The 20,396-nt window shown below is 56.6% G+C and carries 22 protein-coding genes; 10 read left to right on the plus strand and 12 right to left on the minus strand.

The annotated features are described in order from the left end of the window. Positions 1 to 76: 76 nt before the first annotated feature. From KQI82_RS14030 to ychF, 3 genes are read right to left on the minus strand one after another with little or no spacing between them, the layout of a single operon-like run. Positions 77 to 685 carry a sugar O-acetyltransferase gene (locus tag KQI82_RS14030; protein ID WP_216633320.1) on the minus strand — a complete coding sequence of 203 codons (609 nt, stop codon included), beginning with the start codon at positions 683 to 685 and terminating at the stop codon, positions 77 to 79. Positions 686 to 738: 53 nt separating this feature from the next. Continuing rightward, positions 739 to 945 carry a hypothetical protein gene (locus KQI82_RS14035; protein WP_216633321.1) on the minus strand — a complete coding sequence of 69 codons (207 nt, stop codon included), beginning with the start codon at positions 943 to 945 and terminating at the stop codon, positions 739 to 741. A gap of 11 nt (positions 946 to 956) precedes the next feature. Further along, positions 957 to 2,048, minus strand: a complete 1,092-nt coding sequence (ychF, locus tag KQI82_RS14040; RefSeq protein WP_216633322.1) for a redox-regulated ATPase YchF — start codon at positions 2,046 to 2,048, stop codon at positions 957 to 959. Positions 2,049 to 2,266: 218 nt separating this feature from the next. Between ychF and KQI82_RS14045 the strand changes: the two genes are divergently transcribed. Then, positions 2,267 to 2,935: a CPBP family intramembrane glutamic endopeptidase gene (locus KQI82_RS14045; protein WP_241426720.1), complete on the plus strand. Its 669-nt coding sequence runs from the start codon at positions 2,267 to 2,269 to the stop codon at positions 2,933 to 2,935. A 223-nt stretch (positions 2,936 to 3,158) separates the two neighbouring features. Here KQI82_RS14045 and KQI82_RS14050 read toward each other — a convergent pair whose 3' ends face one another. Then, positions 3,159 to 4,508: a S1C family serine protease gene (locus KQI82_RS14050; RefSeq protein WP_216633324.1), complete on the minus strand. Its 1,350-nt coding sequence runs from the start codon at positions 4,506 to 4,508 to the stop codon at positions 3,159 to 3,161. 455 nt (positions 4,509 to 4,963) lie between these two features. On the opposite strand from KQI82_RS14050, the gene KQI82_RS14055 reads away from it, so the two are divergent. Genes KQI82_RS14055 through KQI82_RS14065 form a run of 3 tightly spaced genes read left to right on the plus strand, consistent with a single transcriptional unit; the run spans position 4,964 to position 8,711 of the window. After that, a complete protein-coding gene (locus KQI82_RS14055) occupies positions 4,964 to 6,559 on the plus strand; it encodes an NAD(P)/FAD-dependent oxidoreductase (RefSeq protein ID WP_338148987.1) in 1,596 nt (531 codons plus the stop codon). Next, positions 6,549 to 7,514, plus strand: coding sequence for a D-2-hydroxyacid dehydrogenase (locus KQI82_RS14060; protein WP_216633325.1), 966 nt, complete (start codon positions 6,549 to 6,551; stop codon positions 7,512 to 7,514). The genes KQI82_RS14055 and KQI82_RS14060 overlap by 11 nt, the downstream gene beginning before the upstream one ends. 12 nt (positions 7,515 to 7,526) lie before the next feature. Next, complete coding sequence (locus tag KQI82_RS14065; protein ID WP_216633326.1) at positions 7,527 to 8,711, plus strand: iron-containing alcohol dehydrogenase; 1,185 nt, start codon at positions 7,527 to 7,529, stop codon at positions 8,709 to 8,711. Positions 8,712 to 8,750: 39 nt separating this feature from the next. On the opposite strand, the gene KQI82_RS14070 is transcribed toward KQI82_RS14065, so the two are convergent. From KQI82_RS14070 to KQI82_RS14105, 8 genes are all read right to left on the minus strand, one after another. Then, the gene (locus KQI82_RS14070; protein ID WP_216633327.1) at positions 8,751 to 9,482 is read right to left on the minus strand and encodes a hypothetical protein; all 732 of its coding nucleotides are present in this window, start codon (positions 9,480 to 9,482) and stop codon (positions 8,751 to 8,753) included. Beyond that, complete coding sequence (locus tag KQI82_RS14075; RefSeq protein ID WP_216633328.1) at positions 9,479 to 10,330, minus strand: ABC transporter ATP-binding protein; 852 nt, start codon at positions 10,328 to 10,330, stop codon at positions 9,479 to 9,481. Before KQI82_RS14075 ends, KQI82_RS14070 begins: the two co-directional genes overlap by 4 nt. After that, positions 10,320 to 10,691, minus strand: coding sequence for a GntR family transcriptional regulator (locus tag KQI82_RS14080; RefSeq protein WP_216633329.1), 372 nt, complete (start codon positions 10,689 to 10,691; stop codon positions 10,320 to 10,322). The genes KQI82_RS14075 and KQI82_RS14080 overlap by 11 nt, the downstream gene beginning before the upstream one ends. 190 nt (positions 10,692 to 10,881) lie before the next feature. After that, on the minus strand, positions 10,882 to 12,276 hold the full coding sequence (asnS, locus tag KQI82_RS14085; protein ID WP_216633330.1) for an asparagine--tRNA ligase: 1,395 nt from the start codon (positions 12,274 to 12,276) through the stop codon (positions 10,882 to 10,884). A gap of 144 nt (positions 12,277 to 12,420) precedes the next feature. Further along, positions 12,421 to 13,314, minus strand: coding sequence for a hypothetical protein (locus KQI82_RS14090; RefSeq protein WP_216633331.1), 894 nt, complete (start codon positions 13,312 to 13,314; stop codon positions 12,421 to 12,423). Between the two features lie 53 nt (positions 13,315 to 13,367). After that, entirely contained in the window at positions 13,368 to 13,535 is a 168-nt protein-coding gene (locus KQI82_RS14095) for a hypothetical protein (protein ID WP_216633332.1), read from the minus strand. Positions 13,536 to 13,654: 119 nt separating this feature from the next. Then, positions 13,655 to 14,416, minus strand: coding sequence for an IclR family transcriptional regulator (locus tag KQI82_RS14100; RefSeq protein WP_216633333.1), 762 nt, complete (start codon positions 14,414 to 14,416; stop codon positions 13,655 to 13,657). A gap of 118 nt (positions 14,417 to 14,534) precedes the next feature. Then, entirely contained in the window at positions 14,535 to 14,690 is a 156-nt protein-coding gene (locus tag KQI82_RS14105; RefSeq protein ID WP_216633334.1) for a hypothetical protein, read from the minus strand. Between the two features lie 289 nt (positions 14,691 to 14,979). On the opposite strand from KQI82_RS14105, the gene KQI82_RS14110 reads away from it, so the two are divergent. The 6 genes from KQI82_RS14110 to KQI82_RS14135 are packed head-to-tail and all read left to right on the plus strand — an operon-like array spanning position 14,980 to position 20,380. Next, complete coding sequence (locus KQI82_RS14110) at positions 14,980 to 15,531, plus strand: 2-oxoacid:acceptor oxidoreductase family protein (protein WP_216633335.1); 552 nt, start codon at positions 14,980 to 14,982, stop codon at positions 15,529 to 15,531. Next, positions 15,521 to 15,787, plus strand: coding sequence for a 4Fe-4S binding protein (locus KQI82_RS14115; protein WP_338148988.1), 267 nt, complete (start codon positions 15,521 to 15,523; stop codon positions 15,785 to 15,787). Before KQI82_RS14110 ends, KQI82_RS14115 begins: the two co-directional genes overlap by 11 nt. Beyond that, a complete protein-coding gene (porA, locus tag KQI82_RS14120; RefSeq protein WP_216633337.1) occupies positions 15,787 to 16,992 on the plus strand; it encodes a pyruvate ferredoxin oxidoreductase in 1,206 nt (401 codons plus the stop codon). Before KQI82_RS14115 ends, porA begins: the two co-directional genes overlap by 1 nt. Then, the gene (locus tag KQI82_RS14125) at positions 16,986 to 17,858 is read left to right on the plus strand and encodes a thiamine pyrophosphate-dependent enzyme (protein WP_216633338.1); all 873 of its coding nucleotides are present in this window, start codon (positions 16,986 to 16,988) and stop codon (positions 17,856 to 17,858) included. Before porA ends, KQI82_RS14125 begins: the two co-directional genes overlap by 7 nt. Before the next feature lie 12 nt (positions 17,859 to 17,870). Continuing rightward, complete coding sequence (locus KQI82_RS14130) at positions 17,871 to 19,448, plus strand: acyl CoA:acetate/3-ketoacid CoA transferase (protein WP_216633339.1); 1,578 nt, start codon at positions 17,871 to 17,873, stop codon at positions 19,446 to 19,448. Positions 19,449 to 19,471: 23 nt separating this feature from the next. After that, entirely contained in the window at positions 19,472 to 20,380 is a 909-nt protein-coding gene (locus KQI82_RS14135) for a malate dehydrogenase (protein ID WP_241426889.1), read from the plus strand. Positions 20,381 to 20,396 lie beyond the last annotated feature (16 nt).

A 20,396-nucleotide genomic window follows, 5' to 3' on the forward strand; every position in this document is an offset into this window, starting at 1 on the left:
TTATAAAAGTCAATACTGAATATTAATTTGATTAAATTGAAAGGAGTCCGTTCCCCATATGGGACGGACTCCTTTGTCAATCCAGCGGAACGTCAAACTCCCTGTCCCGGCAGCAGTACTTCCGGTCCTCCTCCGTGATCTGCCGTACTACCCGGCAGGGGTTGCCCACGGCGATGGTGCGGGCGGGAATGTCCCTGCCAACCACGCTGCCGGCCCCGATCACCGCTCCCTCGCCGATGGTGACGCCGGGCAGGAGCACCGTGTTTCCGCCGATCCACACATTGTCCCACACGGTGATGGGCGCGCCGTACTCATAGCCGGTGTTCCGGCTCTCCGGGTGGATGGGATGCCCGGCGGTATAGAGGGCCACGTTGGGACCCATCAGCACATGGCTGCCGATGGTGACGGGCGCGACATCCAGGATCACCAGATTGTAGTTGGCAAAAAAGTGGTCGCCCACATGGATATTGTACCCGTAGTCGCAGTGGAAGGGCGCCTCCACCGTAAAGTGTTCCCCTGCCTGGGCAAAGAGGCCCTTCAGCAGCTCCATGGCCTCACTCCGCTGGGCGGGCTCCATGTGGTTGAACCGATGGATCACCTCCTTGCAGGCCAAGCGGTCCTCCGCCAGTCCGCCTATGCTGGGCCGATAGGGCAGCCCCGCAATCATCCGTTCTTTCTCAGTCATGCTTCTCTCCCCCTGTTTTTGAAAGAGGCTCCGCCGTCAGCGGAGCCTCTTTGTCAGTTCCCAATGCCGTAGACCTGAAAGCGGCCAATCAGATTCTGCACGGTGAGCTTATTGGCCAAAAGCTGCTGATAGGTGACGGACTTGACTCGCCCGGCCGCCTTCAGCTCCTCTATCTGGCGGAGGATTCCGTCCCGCTCCTTCAACAGGTCCCGGTACATCCGGTCATAGCGCTCCAGCCGCTCCAGATCGCTCTGCTCCATAGCGCCTCCCATCAGACGTTGAAGCGGAAGTAGATCATATCGCCGTCCTGCACCACATACTCCTTGCCCTCACTGCGCAGCAGGCCCTTCTCCTTGGCGGCGTTGACGCTGCCGCACTGGAGCATGTCGGTATAGGCGATGACCTCCGCCCGGATGAATCCCCGCTCAATGTCGGAGTGTATCTTCCCCGCAGCCTGGGGCGCCTTGGTGCCCTTGCGGATGGTCCAGGCCCGGCACTCGTCCTTGCCGTAGGTCAAAAAGGAGATCAGTCCCAGCAGGGCGTAGGAGCACTTGATGAGCCGGTCCAGGCCGGACTCCTCCACTCCTATCTCCTCCAAAAAGAGCTGTTTTTCCTCGCCCTCCAACTCGGCGATGTCCTGCTCTAACTTGGCGCAGATGGGCAGCACCTGAGCGCCCTCGGCCTGGGCGATCTCCCGCACCTGCTGATAGTAGCTGTTCTCCTCCAGGTGGGTGAAGCCCTCCTCGTCGGTGTTGGCAGCGTAGATCACAGGCTTAAGCGTGAGAAGGTCCGAGGTGGCCAGCAGCGCCCTGTCGTCATCGCCGCACTGGAACGTCCGTGCCAGGCTGCCCCCGTCCAGGTGCTTTTGCAGCGCGGTGAACAGCTCCACCTCATGGGCGAACTTCTTGTCGCCCTTCATGGCTTTCGCCGCCTTATCCACCCGGCGCTGCACCATCTCCAGATCTGCCATTACCAGCTCCATATTGATGATGTCGACGTCCCGGCGGGGGTCTGTGGCGCCCTCCACATGAATCACGTTTTCATCGTCAAAGCAGCGCACCACGTGGATGATGGCATCGGTCTCCCGGATGTTGGCCAGGAACTTGTTGCCCAGGCCCTCGCCCCTGGAGGCGCCCTTCACAAGGCCCGCGATGTCCACAAACTCAATGACCGCCGGAGTCTTCTTGTCCGGCTGATACATCTCCGCCAGCTTGTCCAGCCGCTCGTCGGGCACCGCCACCATGCCCACATTGGGGTCAATGGTGCAGAAGGGGTAGTTGGCGCTCTCCGCCCCGGCGTTGGTAATGGCGTTGAACAGGGTGCTCTTGCCCACGTTGGGCAGGCCCACGATTCCAAGTTTCATAGAAGCAAATCTCCTTTGCCGTATTTTCGACTTATAATTGTATCATCCGCACAGAAAAAGTGCAAGGAGATAAAATGCAGGCTCCTTATAGGTTCTATTGATGAACCGTCAAATTGCCGGCGGTTTAATTCATTGTTGAAAAAATTTGCCCTGCAACATAAAATAATCATATCATACTTTTGCACTCCAGCTATGGGGAAGTTTGTGAGGTCATGCAAATGAAACGCAAAAAACACAGCATTGTATTTCTTGTCGTATTGGCATGTTCCATTATGGGGTTTGTCGACGCCATAATTCAGCCGGGCTATGTCATCAAATCCGCTATAAAAATACTCCTCTTTTTGTTTTCACCCATTCTGTATGCACATTTCGATGGGGAATGCAATTTAAAAGGATTGCTGACGCCGAAAAAGGGAGTAAAAATAGCCGTGCTGTCCGGAGTCGGGGTCTATGCCATCATTCTGTCTGCATTTTTAATCCTAAGAGATGTATTTGATTTTTCAGCGGTTATAACAAGCCTGAGCAGCAGCACAGGGGTAACCAAATCAAATTTCATCTGGGTCGCTCTATACATCTCTTTTGTCAATTCACTATTGGAAGAATTTTTCTTTCGGGGATTTGCATTTTTTACCTTAAAAGACGTATCATCCCGTATGTTCAGCTATATTTTCAGTTCTGCCGCATTTGCTCTGTACCATGTGTCCATGATGATTGGCTGGTTTGGAATGGAACTGACTTCTCTGGCGATTGCGGGGCTGACCACAGGAGGCATTCTTTTTAATTTGTGCAACGAAAAAAGCGGAAACATATACCTCTCCTGGCTGATCCATATGTTTGCCAATTTTGCCATCAATACAGTCGGTTTCATACTGTTTTACAGTGTCTGAGCGTGTTTCCCTCACAGGTGGAGCGCCTGGCCCGGCTGCCGGGCCTACGTGGAGGAGCTCTTCCCCTTGCCGGGACGAGGCGCAAAAAAGGCACACCGCCGAGGCGGTGTGCCTTTTCTTATCTATGTGTACCGCCGGTACGCCCCGTGGCAAGGAGCGGTATCTGCCTGTTCGCAGCTGCTGCCGCGAGACCGCTCATTCAGAGGTACGGCCGGAGTGCGCGTTATGCCGCTGTCCCGCTGCCGGGGCGGGAGCCGAAGAAGTAGTCAAACAGATCGCCGGGATAAACGCCGGTCTGATCCTGGGTGGCGCCGGTGGCGGCGTCTTGCTGATTGTCCTGATTGTCCGGCATGGTGCCGAAGGTCAGCTGGATCTCGACGTTCTCCCCGCCCCGGAACACTGTCACGGCGGCGGTGTCGCCGGCGGAATAGCCCTTCTTTGCGGCGGTCAGGTCCTCCAGGGAGGAGATGGTCTTGTTGTCGATGGCGGTGATGACGTCGCCCACCCGCAGCCCGGCCTTCTCAGCGGCGCCGCCGGATTCCACGGAATAGACGTAAACGCCCTCGGTCAGATTGGTCTGCTGGGCCATGGCCGCGTTCATGGTGCCCACGGTGGCGCCGAGATAGGGCTTGTTGGTCACATAGCCGTTGGTCATGATGTCCTCGATCATGGCCCACACGTCGTTGATGGGAATGGCAAAGCCCAGACCTTCCACGGACTCGGAGGAGTAGGAGGAGTATTTGGCGGAGACAATGCCCACCACCTCGCCGTACTCATTGAACAGGGGGCCTCCGGAGTTGCCGGGGTTGATGGAGGCGTCAGTCTGGATCATGTTGAAGGGCGTGCCGTCCACGTTGATGGCGCGGTTCACGCTGGACACCATGCCGCCGCTCATGGAGAAGGTCAGCTCACCGAGGGGGTTGCCCACGGCCAGCACGTGGTCGCCCACATTCAGGCTGTCGCTGTCGCCCAGGACCACGCTCTGCAAACCCGTGGCGTTGATCTTCAGCACGGCGATGTCGTAGTCCTCATCGCCGCCGATGACCGCGGCATCATAGGTTTCGCCGGAGTACAGCGTCACCTTTACAGAGGTGGCTCCGTTGATCACATGGTGGTTGGTGACGATGTATCCGTCCTGGGAGATGATGAAGCCGCTGCCGGAGGATGCGCTCTGCACCGTCTGTCCGAAGATGTTGGTGCTGGCGGCGGAGGAGTTGATGGACACGGCGCTGTTGACGTTGGCGGCGTAGTTCTCCGCGTCGGACAGGAGCTTCTGCCCGTCCACCGCCACCTGATTGACCTTCACCGGGGTGCGGGCGCTCATCTGGACATTGACTTCATCGCCGCCGCGGTTGACGCCCCACATCACGCCCGCGCCGGCGGCGCCGCCCATCAGGGCACAGCTCAGGGCCAGGGCCGCGATCTTCAGTCCGGTGCGGTTCTTCCTGCGTTCGGGTTTTGCCTCCCAGGGCTCCCGGTAAACCGCCGGGCCAGCGGTGGGGGCGGGATCGGTATGTTCGGTACCGTCCTTGCGATAAGTGTAATGGTACAGGTTGTGTTCGTCGTTATACATAGATGATTCCTCCTTGTGTAACGAGTCCCTTGCGATGGAACTCAGTATATCGGCTCTTTATGTCCAAAGTATGAAAAATGTTGGGGGATTATTTGAATTTTCAGCCGCTGGTCAAGAGGCTTTCGCTTCACTTCCTCCCGGATGCGTCCCCCGCATCTTTGAGTGCAGTATAGCCGGGGTATCTTAAATGGACTTTAAAATCAGGTGTCAAATTATAGCCGTTTTGTGAACATTTCTTCATATTACCGTTGGTTTTTTCTGGAATCGTATAGCATTTTAAAGGAGAAACGTATCCGGGTATCGGGCATACAGGTTCAGCCCAGCGCAAAAAAATAAAGCGCCCTTGCAGACAGCGCCTCCATCTTATGATATACTTATTGTGAACTTTCACGCCCTGTAAGGAAAAGGGGCGCCTGAACCTCATTGTCTTCTCCGCAGGGGCGGAGGGAAAGCTGGTGAACCGCTTGCTGAAATTAGAAGGGCTGAAGATAGCTCCCGGCCAGCCGGAGTCCGCGCTGTGGAAAAAGGCGGCCCGGGAACTGCATGTCCCCGCCGTGGAGTCGCTGCGTGTCCTGCGCCGCTCCATTGACGCAAGAGACGGCCTGTATTTTGTCTATTCGGTGGCCGTGTCAGTGCAGGACGAGGCGGCTGTGCTGCGCCGCCACCCCCGCCTTACCCGCTATGAAGAGCCGCTCTACCTTCCGCCGGCGCCTCTTGACCGCGCCGTGGAGCCGCCGGTGGTGGTGGGCGCCGGACCGGCAGGGCTCTTTTGCGCATTGCTCCTGGCCCGCGCCGGGACCAGGCCCATTCTGCTGGAGCAGGGGCAGAGCGTGGAGCGGCGCCAGCAGGACGTAGAGCGCTTCTGGCGCAGCGGCGAGTTAAATACGCGCTCCAACGTCCAGTTTGGCGAGGGCGGCGCCGGGGCCTTTTCCGACGGCAAGCTCAACACCGGCACCCGGGATATCCGCCACCGCTGGATTCTGCGCCAGCTGGTCTCCTGCGGTGCTCCGGAGGACATCCTCATCGACGCCAAGCCCCATGTGGGTACGGACAAGCTCCATATCGCTCTGCAGGGGATGCGCCGGACGCTTTTAAGCGCAGGCTGCGACATCCGCTTCGGGCACACCCTGGTGGGGATCCGCAGCCGGAACGGCGCTGTTTCCTCCCTGGAGGTGGAGGGCCCCGATGGCCTTTACTCCCTGCCGGCCAGCAAAGTGGTGCTGGCCCCCGGCCACAGCGCCCGGGACACCTTTTTTCTGCTGCGGGACCTGGGGGTCCGTCTGGAGGCCAAATCCTTCTCTGTGGGCGTGCGCATCGAACACCGCCAGTCAGACATGGACGCGGCCCAGTACAAGCGCTACGCCGGCCACCCCTGCCTCCCCGCCTCCAGCTACAAGCTCTCCTGCCACTTAAACAGCGGCAGAGCGGTCTACTCTTTCTGCGTCTGCCCCGGCGGGCAGGTTGTCGCCGCCGCGTCGGAGGAGGGCCGCGTGGTCACCAACGGCATGAGCGAATTTGCCCGGGACGGTGAAAACATCAACGGCGGCCTGCTGGTCAGTGTGACGCCGGAGGACTACGGCGGCGACCGGGACGCGCTGGCGGGCATCACCTTCCAGCGCCGTCTGGAGGAGGGGGCCTACGCTCTGGGCGGAGGCGGATACCGGGCGCCGGCCCAGCGGGTGGAGGATTTTCTGGCCGGGCGGCCCTCCACCGGTCATGGCGCGGTGCTCCCCTCCTACCGCCCCGGCGTCACCTACACCGACCTGCACCGGTGCCTGCCGCCCTTTGTGGCCGACGCCATCGCCCAGGCCCTGCCCCTTCTGGGCCGGAAGGTCCGGGGCTATGACGCGCCGGACGCGCTTTTGACGGCGGTGGAGAGCCGCAGCTCGTCTCCGGTGCGCATTGTGCGGGACGAAACGTACCAATCCTCCCTCCGGGGCCTGTACCCCTGCGGCGAGGGAGCCGGTTACGCCGGCGGCATCTTATCCGCGGCCGCCGACGGTATGAAATGCGCGGAACAAATTTGGGAGGTACTCCAACATGAAGCATGAAATCTGTGTGGTCAATGATTTTCTCACCGCCGCCCACAGGGAAAAGCTCTGCGCCGCGGCGGAGCGGCACGGCTATACCGTCCGCTTTTTCCAAACCCCCGAGGCCGCCGAAGGTCAGCTGGGCCAATGCGAAATCCTGTACAGCCACTTTCCCGGGCTCCTCCGGCAGGCGCCGGAGCTGAAGTGGTACTGCTGCTCCTTTGCCGGGGTGGAACCCTATATGCAGCCCGGAATTTTCCCTAACGAGGAGTGCCTGCTGACCAATTCCTCGGGCGCCTACGGCGTCACCATCGCCGAGCACATGGTCATGGTGACGCTCATGCTGATGCGGCGGATCATGGAGTACCAGTCCTCCATGGCCCGGCGGGAGTGGATTCAGGAGCTGCCCATCCGCTCCATCTTAGGCAGCCGCATCACCGTGTTAGGCACCGGCGACATCGGCAGCAACTACGCCCGCCGGGTCAAGGCCATGGGCGCGGGAAAGGTGGTCGGCGTCAACCGCAGCGGCGGTTCCGGGGAGCCCGCCTATGACGCGGTCTACCCCTCCGCCCGGCTGGAGGAGGTGCTGCCCCAGACGGAGGTGCTGGCCATGGCCATGCCCTCCACATCCCAGACCGCGGGCATCCTCTCCCGGGAGCGGATCGCGCTGCTGCCCCGAAACGCCCTTGTCATCAATGTGGGCCGCGGCTCCGCCATTGATCAGGAGGCCCTCGTCGAGGCGCTGAACGAGGGCCGCATCGCCGGGGCGGCATTGGACGTGATGACGCCGGAGCCCCTCCCCGCAGACCACCCCCTGTGGTCCGCCCGGAACGTGCTGCTGACGCCCCACATTTCCGGCGACATGACCCTGGGCTGGACCTGCGATAAAAATGTGGATATGTTCTGCGAGGACATTGAGAACTACTGCACCGGACGTCCCCTGATCCACGCGGTGGACCGGACGCTGGGCTATTAAAAGGAGCCTTCTATGGAAAACTTTACATTCTACTCCCCTACGTACTTCACCTTCGGCGACGGAGCTGAATCCCAGGCGGCCGATCTGGTCCGCCGCTTCGGCGGCTCCAAAGTGCTGATCCACTACGGCGGCGGCTCCGTGATGCGCAACGGTGTATACGATAAAGTGACCTCCGCCCTCTCCGCCGGAAACATCCCCTTTGTATCGTTGGGCGGCGTGCAGCCCAACCCCCGCTCCAGCCTGGTCTACGAGGGCATCAAGCTCTGCCGCGCCGAGGGGGTGGACTTCGTCCTGGCCTTAGGCGGCGGCAGCGCCATCGACTCGTCCAAGGCCATTGCCGCTGGCGTCCTCTATGACGGGGACTTCTGGGACTTTGTCACCGGCAGGGCCCGGCTGACCGCCACGCTCCCCGTGGGCGCGGTGCTGACCATCTCCGCCGCAGGCAGCGAGGGCTCCAACAGCTGCGTCATCACAAAGGACGAGGGCATGCTCAAGTGGGCCTTTCCGGGAAATGACCTGCTGCGTCCCAAGTTCTCCATCCTGAACCCCCGCTTTACCTGTTCCCTGCCCCCCTACCAGACCGCCTGCGGCATCACGGACATGATGGCCCACATCCTTGAGCGCTACTTCACCAACACGCCGGAGGTGGAGGTCACGGACCGGCTGTGCGAGGGCCTGATGAAGGCGATTGTCCGCGCGGCCGGCAAGGTGATGGCCGATCCTCTGAGCTACAGCGCCCGCTCCGACCTCATGTGGGCGGGGATGCTGGCACACAACAACCTCTGCGGCGCAGGCCGGGAGCAGGATTGGGCCAGCCACCGCATCGAGCATGAGCTCTCCGCCGTCTACGACTGCGCCCACGGCGCGGGCCTCGCGGTCATCATGCCCGCCTGGATGGAGTATGTCCTGCCCCACGACACGGCCCGCTTTGCCCAGTTCGCCGTCCGGGTCTGGGGCTGCGAGATGGACTTCTCCCACCCTGAGTGCACCGCCCGGGAGGGAATCGCCCGTTTCCGCTCCTTCCTCCGCTCCATCGGCATGCCCACCAACTTCCGGGAGTTGGGCGCCCGGGAGGAGGACATCCCAAAGATCATGGAGCACGAGCGGCTCAAAGGAGAGGTCCATGAGGGCCGCTTTGTTCCTCTGGGCGACGCCGACGTGGAGGCCATTCTCCGCCTGGCGGCCAGAAGCGTTTGACGAAAAAAGGCGGCGGACTTTCGTCCACCGCCTTTTTTATTATTTGGCAGCCTTGACCGTCGCCCGGCGCAGCAGCAGCCAGTTCACCCCGATCCCCACGGCTGATAAAACCGCCAGCACGGCGATGAGGTTCCAGGGAGACGACAGCAGAAATTCTCCCACCTGGAAAACCAGCCGCGCCACGGCCTCTTCCCCCGCCAGATAGACGATAAGCCAGGGAATGCCGTTTGCAAGCACCGGAATGGCCACCGCCACCACCACGGTCCAGAACTTGCTGAGCCGCCAGAACAGCAGGGAGAAGAATCCGCCCCAGACGGCGGCGCAAAGGCCCAGCATCAGGACCAAAACCGCGCTCATGGCGTGCTGGCCCATCGTAAGCCCCGGCCGGTCCGCTCCCACATAGAGCATCTTGTACAGATCCAGAAAGAATACATTTGTGCGGCCGTTTGCCATTGCCTGGGCGGCGCCCACAAAGACCTCTCCTGCCGCAGCCATGGTCCCGGCCACCGTCAGCAGGGTGATCAGGTTCCCCCAAAAGGCGGAGCGGCGGCCCACGCCGCATTGGGCGGCCAGCCGGACGTCCTCCCGGATGGTGCAGACGCCCAGGACGAAGAGCATGATGACCGTGCTGAAGCCGTAGGCGCTGAAGCTGACCCGCTGACCGCCCGTCTCAATGCAGACGACCGCTGTCGTAATCAGCAACATGACCCCCCAAAAGGCCGCCACGCCTTTCATCATATCTGTGTAGCGGTAACGAATCAGTGCTTTCATTTCCGGTCCTCCTCTTTCATCAGGCTGATGAAGTAGTCCTGCAGGTTCATCCCTGTGATCTCCAGCCCGTCGGGCATATGGCCCGGCTGCCCTTGGACGCAGGCGGTCTTCAGTCCGCCCAGAGTGGTTTCGGACAGCACATGGCGGCCTGACAGGTATTGCTCCATGGCCGCCGCCGGACCGGACACCGTGTAGGCGCCCTCCATCAGATCCTCTGTTGGGCCCTGGCGCAGTATGGCGCCGGAACGGATGATGAACGCATAGTCAATCAGGTTGGCGGCCTCCGCGATCAGGTGAGTGGAGAGCACCACCGCGCAGGGGCGCTCCGCGTACTTCTCCAGCAGCAGCCGGTAAAAGAGCTCTCTGTGCTGGGCGTCCAGCCCAAGGACCGGCTCGTCAAAAAAGAGATAGGGCGTGTTTACCGCCAGCCCCAGCACAATGCGGAAAATGGAGCCGTAGCCGGTGGAGAGGGACGTGATCTTCTGTTTCAGGTTCAGGCCGAACTGCTCCGCTGTCCGCTCCGCAAGGGCTATGTCAAAGTCCGGATAAAAGGACGCCGCCGTCCGCAGCGCCTTCTTTACCCGCATATCCTCGGGAAAAAAGTTCTGCTCCCCCACCAGGAAGACCCTGGCCAGCGCCTCATCGGACCGGTTTTCCTTTCCGTCGATGCGCACCGTTCCCTCGTCGGCGCGGACGCGGTCGGTGATGATGCTCAGCAGCGTGGACTTGCCGGCCCCGTTGTTGCCCAACAGCCCGTAGATGTGATTGCCCTCCAGCGTCAGCGACACGTCACGCAGCGCCCGCGTCTCCTTAAAGGACTTGGAAATATGTGTGATCTCAATTGCCATTGTCTTCAAATCCTCTCTCAATCAATCCGGCCAGTTCCTCCCGGGTCATCTCCAGCCTCCTGGCCTCGCCGACCAATTTCTCCACATAGTCGGTGTAAAACCGCTCCCGCCGCACCCTGCGCAGCTTCTCTCTTGCTCCCGGCGCCACAAACATGCCGACCCCCCGCTTCTTGTACAAAAGTCCTCCGTCCACCAGCAGGTTGATTCCCTTCAGCGCTGTGGCCGGATTGATTTGATATGCCACGGAATACTCCGTGATGGAGGGAACCGGCGTCTCCTCTTCGTAGACGCCCGTCAAGATCGCTTCCTCCAGCTGCTCCGCCAGCTGAAGGAATATGGGCCGCTCGTCGTTGAACTGCACGGCGTCACCTCCCTTTCTTCTTAGTTAATTAGTGAAGTAATCAACCGTGTAACTAACATACCACTACCCGCGCCGTTTGTCAACTGGTATTTTCGATTGAAGCCAATTTTTCACATCGCCTGAACCGCGGCACGGACGCCAATGGCGCAAAAAAGAGCAGCGGACTTTCGTCCGCTGCTCTTTTTCTCTTTTAAAACTCGGCGTTGCCCACCGTGCGGGGATGGGGCAGAACGTCGCGGATATTGCTGACGCCGGTGAGATACATCACCATGCGCTCAAAGCCCAGTCCGAAGCCCGCGTGGGTGCAGCTGCCGTAGCGCCGCAGGTCCAGATACCACCAGTAATCCTCCGGCTTCATCCCCAGCTCCCGGATGCGGCGCTCCAGCACGTCCAGCCGCTCCTCGCGCTGGCTGCCGCCGATGATCTCGCCGATGCCGGGCACCAGGCAGTCCGAGGCGGCCACGGTCTTGCCGTCGTCGTTGAGGCGCATATAGAAGGCCTTGATCTCCTTGGGATAGTCTGTGACAAACACCGGTTTTTTGTAGATCTGCTCGGTGAGGTAGCGCTCGTGCTCCGTCTGGAGATCGCAGCCCCACTCCACCTTGTAGTCGAACTTGTCGTTGTGCTGTTTGAGGAGTTCCACCGCCTCGGTGTAGCTCACCCGGGCAAAGTCGGAGGACGCCACGTGGTTCAGCCGCTCAATGAGGCCCTTATCCACAAAGCTGTTGAAAAAGCTCATATCGTCGGGGCAGCGCTCCATGACCCGCCGGATGATGTGCTTGATCATGGCCTCCGCCACATCCATGTCGCCCCTGAGGTCCGTGAAGGCCATCTCCGGCTCGATCATCCAGAACTCAGCCGCATGGCGCTGGGTATTGGAGTTCTCCGCCCGGAAGGTAGGTCCGAAGGTGTAGACGTCGCCGAACGCCATGGCGAAATTCTCGGCGTTGAGCTGGCCGGAGACCGTCAGGTTGGCGCTCTTGCCGAAAAAGTCCTCACTGTAGTCCACCGCGCCGTCATCGGTGCGGGGCAGGTTCTCCATATCCAGCGTGGTCACCCGGAACATCTCGCCGGCGCCCTCGCAGTCGCTGGCGGTGATGATGGGCGTATGAACATAGACAAAGCCGCGCTCCTGGAAAAACTCGTGGATGGCATAGGCGGCCGCGCTCCGCACCCGGAAAACCGCGGAGAACAGGTTGGTCCGGGGCCGCAGATGCTGGATGGTCCTGAGGTACTCCACGCTGTGGCGCTTTTTCTGCAGCGGGTACTCGGGGCTGGAGATCCCCTCCACACGGATGGAGGACGCTCGCAGCTCCAGCGGCTGCTTCGCCTCCGGGGTCAGCACCACGGTGCCGGTGACCACCAGAGCCGCACCCACGTTTTGTCCGGCGATTTCCTTATAATTCGCCACCTCGCCGTCCGCAAACACCACCTGCAGATTGCGGAAGCAGGAGCCGTCGTTCAACTCAATGAAGCCGAAGGTCTTCATGTCCCGGATGGTGCGGACCCAGCCGCCCACCTGGACCTCTTTGCCGGACAGGGCTTCGCTGTCGGCATAAATGGCCGCTACTTTCGTGTAACTCATCTTTTTCACCCGTTTTTCTTGTTTTTGCCTATGGCACACAAATTATATGGTATTGTACCCTATTTTTTCCTATATTACAAGAGGAAACGGGCTTTTTGATCAGCCAGGCGAAGGTCCGGCGGATTTTGCCGTCAGCGCGGACGCTCAGGAGATGGCTTCACTGCCCACCTGATAGTCCGACCACTCTCCGCTGGTGCTGCGCACAGACGTGCAGTCTGAGAAGAAATAGGCCCCGGTGCCGCTGCGCCACTTCTGCGCGTCAAAGGTCACGGTGCCGCCGACATGGTAGTCCTTCAGCGACGGATCCTCTCCCTCCTTGGCGGCGGGCAGATTGAACGAAGCCGTGTCCTCCTTCTCTCTGATGGAGAAGAGGCAGCCGTCGGTCCACTGGTAGTACTTGGCGTCGCTGCCCTCAAGAGGCTCGCCGGTGATATAGCCCTGCTCCAGAAGCTCCTCATACGTGCCCTGGATGGGCGCGAGGCCGTGCTCCTCCCCAAAGGCCCAGGCCACGGCGGACTGCTCCGCCCCGCTCAGCCGTGTGCCGGAGAGGTCCACACCCAGCTTCGTGATGTTCTCATTGAGGCCGCCGTCCACCTCCCAAAGGTCCTCCAGCACCTCCAGGTACAGCTCCGCCAGATCGTCAAATCCATCGGAGCGTGCATTGATGCTGGTGACGCCGCCCAACTGGGCCGGAAAGGACTCCATGATGTCCCCGCCGTAGCAGACCTCCACTATCATGCCGCTCTCTATCTCATCCGCGGAAAAGGACTCGCCCTCCAGCGTAACCGGCAGTCCGGAGGCATCCAAACGGTATACGTCGCCGCTTCCTCCATCCTGCTTTGCCAGAAGAAGCGTGCCGTCGTCCTCGTCAATGACCCGGCAGACCGCCACGGCGCCTTCCCTGGAGCCGCCGCTGCCGTCCGGGGGAGCGCCGGCGCCGGAAGAACTCCCCCCGCCGGAAGGGCCCCCCTGCGCGCAGGACGCCAGAACTCCCATGCACAGTGTCAATCCCAAAAGAGCGCAAACCAGTCGTTTCATAAACATCGACCTCCTTTTGAGATTGTGACGGCTTTGGCGACCGATTGGTTCCATCATGCGGAGCCCCTCTTTTGATATCGCCTGATGGCCGTGTCCGCAAGGTTGCCAAGCAGCGCCGCCGCGCCGGCTGCGCCCACCTGAAACTGGGCGCTGGGTTGATACAGCCAAAAATGCGTTGAAACCACTGGTTTCAGCGCATTTTCTTTTTCCTGATAGCGCATATTTGCCTGCTTCTCTCTTTTATGGGCATCTCTCGTCAGAAATATATACTCTGCAAAACAACCGAAAGAAAATCTTGCCGGCTGTTCGGTATTTCATCCAGGCATATTACAGCAGGAATCTAATTGCTCAGTTGCAAAGAAACATTTTTTAGGCTGTTGAGCATTGCCAAACGGTTGCTTTGGACTATCTCACTCTGTCCACTGAGGGAAAAAGCGGCAATTACTCGGCGCTGAGGGCCATAAACAGGGACAGAAATACAAGATAATCCTATGGTGGCTTCTCCATTATCTTCAGCAAATCCCTGCAGCAAAATACGCTGAAACTCCTCTGATAAAAGAGCGGGATCGACAATGGTATTTCTTGTCATTGCAGAAAGGGGAGTATTGGAGAGATATGACTGTATATTTTCTGTTCCGCTATATGCCAGCAAAAGCTTGCCAGACGCCATACAGTAGGCGGGAAGCAACAGCCCCACACGTGCACTCATGTAAACCACGGGTCCGGCGGATACTTTATGCAAAACTCTCACCTGGTTGTTTTCAAGGGTGGAAAGCAGAGAAGTTACCTGAAATTGTTCACTCAATTGCTTCATGAAAGGAAGAGCCTGCATCGCAAGTTCATTTCGCTCCTCTACAAGCATCCCCAAATACAGGAGCCTCATCCCCAGCCGGTATTTCCGTGTTTCTTCATTTTTCTGCAGGAAATCCGCTTTTTCCAAACTGCTGACCAGTCTGGATATAGAAGTCCGGTCGATCCCCATTGCAAGGGAAATTTCAGAAATGCCAAGCTCCTCCTCCTCAGAGAATAAGCTCAGCAAAGCCAGCGCCCGATCAACGGTTTGGCTTGTTTCTTTTTTCATATGAGGCAACCATTCGGCCATTATGCAGCCGCACAAAAGGAACTGCGCGGACAGTCGACCGCCTTTCTTCTGAATTGATTTTGATGAAAACAATGCCGGGGGCAATTGAAAGCTTCTCTATCACCGCCGAGCCGGGGGCTTAGCGAAAACAGTATGATTTCCCCAGCAAGTTGATTGCATAGGCAGCCCCCGTGATGCTCCAATTTTGTTTACCCAAATAACCATGCTGTTGAATGGCCAAACTCTCGGAAGCAACAAATCCGCCGGGGCGGAAAAGCCGCTTTGGTGTTTCCATAAGCTGCTGTACGGAAGTTTTACTCGCTTTTACAATACCGCTTCCTAAATTCCGATAATCGGACAACTCGTATTATACTATTTTATCTTCATGAAAGTCAAGTAAATTTATTAATAGAAAGCCTTTAAAAGGTAATAAAATGCCTGTTTAAATTAGAAAAGCACTTGACTTTTAGTTTGTGTAATATTATTATAATCTCAAAAAGATCGAAATAAGGAATACTCATCCGATAATCGTTCTTTCTGATTGTCAAGAGCTGTGGGAAATCTGCCTTTTAAGGAGGGGTATCATGAAGAAAATAAAATTCTACGGCATAGGGGGGCAGGGCGCAGTAACGGCTGCAAAAATTTTTTCCGAGGCTGTTTCGCTTTATCAAAATGAATACGCCATCACCGTTCCCGCCTATGGTCACGAGCGCAGAGGCGCGCCTGTGTACGCACATATCATTGTAGATGAGAATCCTGTTTTATTAAATTGCTACGTCTATGAGCCAGACGTCATTCTTGTCATGGATGATACACTGATTGACAAAGACGTTGACGTTGGCGAAGGATGTACAGAAAAAACCGTTCTCGTACTCAACAGCGGCAGCAAAGAGATGATTCAGCGGTATAAGGACACCTATGGTTTTAAACGAGTTTATGCTTGCGACGGGACCACTGTTGCAAAAAATATTTTAAATATGAATATCCCCAACAGTGCGATGTTGGGAGCTTTAGCAAAAACGGGGATTGTAACAATTGAAGCCATGGAACGCGCAATCCAGGACGGCTTTGGAAAGGTTGGAGAAAAAAATGTCAACGCAGCAAGAGACGCTTATGAAAGGACCTATGAAGCGTAGAATTTTGGGGCCTTGCGCAACGGTATTTACTGCGGCAAATACCGGAAGCTGGCGCTTAGAACGGCCTGATGTAGACACGGACAAATGTGTGCACTGCGGAATTTGCTCGCAATATTGCCCCGTGGATTGTATCAGAGTAAACAAGGCGGAGGCAAAAATCGAATTTGATTGGAACTACTGTAAGGGGTGCGGCATTTGTGCAAATGAGTGCCCCAAGCATGCAATCCGGCTTATTGAGGAAAGGGGGAACAATTGATGCCGATCAAAATGTTCGATGGCAACGGGGCGGCAGTAGAGGCGATCCGTTTGGCGCGGCCGGGCGTTATTGCGGCTTATCCAATTACTCCGCAGAGCTCAATTGCAGAAAAGCTGGCTGATTGCGTGGCCAACGGAAGCATCGACGCAGAATATATTCGGGTCGAGTCTGAACATTCCGCCATGTCCGCTTGTATCGGCGCACAGCTCACCGGAGTTCGTGTTGCAACAGCAACCGCGTCCGTCGGGCTTGCGCTGATGCATGAAGTGTGCGGCGTGGCAAGCGGATGTCGCGTCCCTATTGTTATGCCGGTTGTCAATCGGTCTCTTGTTGCTCCGTGGAGTCTTTGGTGTGACCATCAAGACACTATGGCAGAGCGTGATACCGGCTGGCTGCAGTATTACTGCGGCACTGTGCAGGAGGTGTTGGATCTGATGCTGTGTGCCTACCGTATCAGCGAGCATGCGGAAGTTATGACTCCGTCCATGGTTTGTCTGGATGGCTTCTACCTCTCTCACTCCATGCAGAAGGTCACTACACCCACGGACGATGAGGCATGGGATTTTGTCCGTCCATATGCTCGAAAAAATATGTACATAGACCCGGAAGACGTCATGTTTATTAACGATTTGTGTCCTACTTCCGAGTATACAGAGATGCGTTACCAGCAGAAGATCGGTTTTGACCGTGCGGCAGAAGTAACAAGGGATGTCTTTCAGGAATATGAGCAAAGGTTCGGCCGCAGGCTGCATACGGTGGAACCCTATATGCTGGAAGATGCAGAGGTCGCGGTTGTAACAATTGGATCCATGTCCGGCACGGCAAAGTACGTGGTCAATGAGTTAAGGGCAAATGGAGTAAAAGCAGGGGCACTCAGGATTTGTATGTTCCGCCCCTTCCCTGCGGGAGAGATCATGGAGACTCTCAAAAATGTAAAGGTTATCGGAGTAATCGACCGCTCAGCCGGACTGGGCGGCGCAGGGGCACCAGTGGCTTCTGAGGTCAAATCCGCCATGTACCAGACAGATGCGAAAATTTTCAGCTTGATCGGCGGCCTGGCAGGCAGGGATATCTCAGACCGGACTTTCCGACAGATTTTTGAAAGATTATCTGCGGTATCCAGAGGTGAGAAAACCGATATTGATTCATGGTTTGACTTGAAGGAAAACCCGATGGGGCTGAGAGAGGTTGACGTGGTATGCTGAAAATAGAGACTGAAGCCCGTGGCGCTGTCACACATGGTGTCAGCTCATGCCACGGATGCGGTATTGAACTTATTATTCGCAATGTTCTGGAAATTCTCGGAAGCGATACGGTTTTTGTCATTCCTCCCGGATGCGCGGCGCTTTTTTCGGGAACGGGACCGGAAGCCGCATTAAAAGTAGCGGGTGTTCAGGGTAATCTTGAAAATTCCGCCGCAATTGCAACAGGAATTGCAGCCGGCTTCAGGCACCAGGGCAATGAACACACCGTGGTAACCGCCTTTGCAGGGGATGGAGCCACAGTGGATATTGGGATTCAAGCGCTGAGCGGCGCGATGGAACGCAATGAAAACATTCTGTATATCTGCTATGACAATGAAGCTTATATGAATACCGGCATTCAGGGCAGCAGTTCTACGCCCCTGGGGGCGTCGTCTACAACAACCCCTGCCGGGAAAACAGTGGGCAGCAAGGATCTGATGCGGATCATTATGGCGCACAATGTTCCCTATGCGGCAACAGCCTCTGTGGCCAATCTGCCCGATCTGCGGAGGAAGGTCGGTAAGGCGAAATGCGTCAAAGGGTGCCGTGTACTGCATATTCACTGTCCCTGCCCGACGGGTTGGGGAATTCCCTTTGCAAAATCAATAGAGGTTGCGCGCGAAGGCGTCAATTGCGGCGCATGGGTGCTAATGGAGTATGAGGACGGAAAGGTCCGCTTGGCGCCGAAGCCGGCGGCCCTGGGCGAGGCTGACAAATATATAAAAGCCCAAAAGCGATTTCGGAATATTACGGCCGGCCAGCTGCGGCAAGTCAAAAAAAATATTGTCGAACGCTACAGATATCTTCAGGAATTGGAAAAGATATAACAGGAGAGGGCCATGTCAAAGGAAATTACTGCACAGGAGGCTGCATCGCTAATCCGTGATCACATGACGGTTGCTGTTGGCGGATTCGGTTCGTATAGCAGTCCGGACGCACTCCTGCAGGCCACGGCGGATCGTTACGAACAGGAAGGCCATCCCAAAAATTTAACAATCGTGACAGGGGTAAGCCCCGGCGACTTTCAAAAGGAGAACGGGGCGGGACTGAGCCGCTTAAAGGCGGAAGGCTTACTAAGCACCCTTATCGCCGGACATTTGGGGAACTCCCCGGAAATCTCAGCCATTGTGGGGGAAAACAGAGCTGCAGGATATTTGCTTCCCCTCGGAGTTGTTATGCATTTGCTTCGTGCAATCGCGGGCAAAGAACCTGGCGTTCTTACTTCAGTCGGTCTCGGAACGTTTGCCGATCCTCGTCATGAGGGGTGCAAAGCCAATGACCTGGCAAAGCGTCAGGATAGAGATATTGTTGAGCTGATAAGCATCTGTGGGCAGGAATACTTGTTTTATCCCGCTTTTCCGATTGACTGTTGTTTTATTCGAGGAACATATGCCGATACCGCGGGCAATATCTCCATGCGCCACGAGGCTCTGGATGAGGCACAACTGCAAATGGCGGCGGCTGTACATAACAACGGCGGTATTGTGATCGTACAAGTGGAAGATATCGTCGAAACTGGAAATCTGCCCGCCCGTGAGGTGCGGATTCCCCGCGCCATGGTAGACTACGTTGTAAAAGCCGAAAGCAAATTTCATATGCAGTATTACGCAAATGCAGGATATCATCCGGAAATGACAGGAGAACTCCGTTGTCCCACAGATGCGATTTCTTCCATGCCGCTGGATGTACGGAAGGTTATCGCCCGCCGCGGCGCGATGGAATTGAGGCCGAACTGTCTGATCAACCTTGGGATCGGTCTGCCATCAGGCGTCGGAACTATTGCAAATGAAGAGGGAATTGCAGATCAGGCAACCCTATCGTTAGAGTCCGGGGTTTTTGGAGGCGTTCCCGTACCAGGGAAAGGCTTTGGCGGAGCAATTAACCCTGAAGCGATCTGCAACGCTCCTGACACATTTGACTTTTATAACGGCGGTATTCTTGATATGACTTTTCTGGGCGCGGCTGAAGTTGATGTTCATGGCAATGTTAACGTCTCAAAGTTCGGGACACGCTGCACTGGACCAGGAGGCTTCATCAATATATCACAAAATACGCCCAGGGTGTTTTTCATGATGAACTTCACATCAGGTATGTCGGATATTTTGGTAGAAGACGGGAAACTCAAAATTCTTCAGGATGGAACGGGCATAAAGTTTGTGGAGCAGGTTCAGCAAATCACTTTTTCAGGAGATCATGCAGTAAAGACAGGGCAGCAAATAACCTATATTACGGAAAGAGCCGTTTTTCAATTGACAAAGCAGGGGCTGCTGCTTACCGAAATAGCGCCCGGCATCGATTTGGAACGGGATATCCTCCGTCGTATGAACTTCAGGCCAATCGTCTCGGAAACCCTACGCAGCATGGACTCTCGAATTTTCAGCAGCGAAGTTATGGGACTGCAACAATCTGAGAAATAGTAATGGGGTGGAAAAACTTGAAAATGGGTGTTATTGGCGGCGCGGGATTGCTGGGTTCTACGACTGCATTTTGCGTCGGTTGTAAAAATCTTGTAGATGAAATCAAATTGATTGATATCCGGGAGAATATGGTAACCAGTCATGCAATGGATCTCACCCAAGCTTTTTTGCCCTTGGGTGGGACCAAGGTGACGCCAGCGCATTATGAAGATCTTGGAGATTGCGAAATCCTCCTGTGCGCCGCTGCAGTCCCGGAAGGGAAAATTGCAGACAGAAATGAAAGCCTTAGGAAAAATGTCAACCTGCTTCTTCCCATTTGCGAACAACTGGATAAATACTGCAGAAAAGATGCTGTTGTAATCACTTCAGCCGCGCCGATTGATGTGCTGACTTATGTTTTATGGGACTCTCTCAAATGGGACAAGCGCAAATTTATTGGGTTCTGTGCAAATGACACGCTGCGGTTCAAGTGGGCGACTGAGTTGGTAACGGGAAAGCACTTTGATAAATTGGACGCCCTGTGTGTTGGTGAGCACGGGGATGGCCAGGTCAGACTCTATGATCAGATGGAATACGATGGGCGCCCGCTTGTCCTGACCGAATCTGAGCATGAAAGAATCGAAGAAGAAACCGCCAATTGGTTTGCCCGGTGGCAGGCGCTGGAAAGCGGGAGAACCACGGGATGGACTTCTGCTGTAATGATGACTGCTTATATTGAGGCCATTGTTAAAAACAGCGGAAAGGTTTTTCCCTGCTCAACAGTTCTTGCCGAACAGTTTGGATATGAGCATGTGTCTATGGGAATGCCCTGTAAGCTTGGAACAGGCGGAATTCAGGCGGTTCTTGATCCTCAGCTGACTCCAACGCAAAAAAGTGCGTTGGCTCAAACCGCAGATAAAATCAGCGGCCTGATCACACAGGCAGGCTTTTAAAACAGAGAGGAGACCT

Source organism: Dysosmobacter acutus, from assembly GCF_018919205.1.
GTDB classification, from domain to species: domain Bacteria; phylum Bacillota; class Clostridia; order Oscillospirales; family Oscillospiraceae; genus Oscillibacter; species Oscillibacter acutus.

Bases quoted from the DNA above. Each gene is read 5' to 3' on its own strand.
- KQI82_RS14075 (WP_216633328.1), bottom strand. From the start codon at position 10,330: ATGGCAATTGAGATCACACATATTTCCAAGTCCTTTAAGGAGACGCGG.
- KQI82_RS14095 (WP_216633332.1), bottom strand. From the start codon at position 13,535: ATGCGCTATCAGGAAAAAGAAAATGCGCTGAAACCAGTGGTTTCAACG.
- porA (WP_216633337.1), top strand. From the start codon at position 15,787: ATGCCGATCAAAATGTTCGATGGCAACGGGGCGGCAGTAGAGGCGATC.
- ychF (WP_216633322.1), bottom strand. From the start codon at position 2,048: ATGAAACTTGGAATCGTGGGCCTGCCCAACGTGGGCAAGAGCACCCTG.
- KQI82_RS14115 (WP_338148988.1), top strand. From the start codon at position 15,521: ATGAAGCGTAGAATTTTGGGGCCTTGCGCAACGGTATTTACTGCGGCA.
- KQI82_RS14030 (WP_216633320.1), bottom strand. From the start codon at position 685: ATGACTGAGAAAGAACGGATGATTGCGGGGCTGCCCTATCGGCCCAGC.
- KQI82_RS14110 (WP_216633335.1), top strand. From the start codon at position 14,980: ATGAAGAAAATAAAATTCTACGGCATAGGGGGGCAGGGCGCAGTAACG.
- asnS (WP_216633330.1), bottom strand. From the start codon at position 12,276: ATGAGTTACACGAAAGTAGCGGCCATTTATGCCGACAGCGAAGCCCTG.
- KQI82_RS14130 (WP_216633339.1), top strand. From the start codon at position 17,871: ATGTCAAAGGAAATTACTGCACAGGAGGCTGCATCGCTAATCCGTGAT.
- KQI82_RS14105 (WP_216633334.1), bottom strand. From the start codon at position 14,690: ATGGAAACACCAAAGCGGCTTTTCCGCCCCGGCGGATTTGTTGCTTCC.
- KQI82_RS14045 (WP_241426720.1), top strand. From the start codon at position 2,267: ATGAAACGCAAAAAACACAGCATTGTATTTCTTGTCGTATTGGCATGT.
- KQI82_RS14070 (WP_216633327.1), bottom strand. From the start codon at position 9,482: ATGAAAGCACTGATTCGTTACCGCTACACAGATATGATGAAAGGCGTG.
- KQI82_RS14125 (WP_216633338.1), top strand. From the start codon at position 16,986: ATGCTGAAAATAGAGACTGAAGCCCGTGGCGCTGTCACACATGGTGTC.
- KQI82_RS14060 (WP_216633325.1), top strand. From the start codon at position 6,549: ATGAAGCATGAAATCTGTGTGGTCAATGATTTTCTCACCGCCGCCCAC.
- KQI82_RS14090 (WP_216633331.1), bottom strand. From the start codon at position 13,314: ATGAAACGACTGGTTTGCGCTCTTTTGGGATTGACACTGTGCATGGGA.
- KQI82_RS14050 (WP_216633324.1), bottom strand. From the start codon at position 4,508: ATGTATAACGACGAACACAACCTGTACCATTACACTTATCGCAAGGAC.
- KQI82_RS14135 (WP_241426889.1), top strand. From the start codon at position 19,472: ATGGGTGTTATTGGCGGCGCGGGATTGCTGGGTTCTACGACTGCATTT.
- KQI82_RS14035 (WP_216633321.1), bottom strand. From the start codon at position 945: ATGGAGCAGAGCGATCTGGAGCGGCTGGAGCGCTATGACCGGATGTAC.
- KQI82_RS14065 (WP_216633326.1), top strand. From the start codon at position 7,527: ATGGAAAACTTTACATTCTACTCCCCTACGTACTTCACCTTCGGCGAC.
- KQI82_RS14100 (WP_216633333.1), bottom strand. From the start codon at position 14,416: ATGGCCGAATGGTTGCCTCATATGAAAAAAGAAACAAGCCAAACCGTT.